Origin of the sequence: Dyadobacter sp., from assembly GCF_051859145.1 — a bacterium.
GTDB lineage: Bacteria > Bacteroidota > Bacteroidia > Cytophagales > Spirosomataceae > Dyadobacter.
Genome location: NZ_JBHYGF010000264.1, coordinates 1 through 581, shown reverse-complemented (window position 1 = coordinate 581; position 581 = coordinate 1). Strand labels below are relative to the sequence as shown.

Sequence of the window (581 nt, the reverse complement as noted above, 5' to 3'; positions counted from 1 at the left end):
ACCAGTCTTGCTGTTTTAACAGATAACGAAATCAAAGCCGGGATTGCATTGGTTGATATCGGCGATCATACTACTGACCTGGTTATCTATCAGGACCGTATTATCAGGCACATTGCCACCTTTCCGGTAGGTGGAAGACATATTACGAATGATCTGGCAGTTGGCTGCGGAATTCAGTACGAAAATGCAGAGCAGCTGAAAAAACAGTATGGTGCGGCCATTTCTGCCGATATCCCGCTCAACATTGAGATCCTGATCAATTATTTGAGCGGAAGACAGCCAAAGCCGGTTTTAAAGAAAAACGTAGCTTTGATCATTGAAGCAAGGTTGAAAGAAATTGCAGCAATGGTCTATGCTGAAATTATGAAGTCCGGCTATCTTGATAAGCTGATAGGCGGCATTGTTTTAACGGGTGGCTCAGCGAATATTGACGAGATCGAGCTGCTGTTTGAAAAAGTAACTGATATGTCGGTAAGGGTGGGTTACCCCGAAAACCTCGAACGGACTGCCAAGGCGGACGCGGTAAGTAACTCCACATTCAGTACTGCTATTGGACTCGCCTGGGCTGGTATCAGGTCCAT

General features: G+C 45.8%; 1 protein-coding gene. It reads left to right on the top strand.

The window, feature by feature from the left end; all coding sequences use genetic code 11:
* Positions 1–581 (top strand): cell division protein FtsA (locus tag ACTIE6_RS15445; RefSeq protein ID WP_439557491.1); only part of this gene is annotated, 581 nt, incomplete at both ends.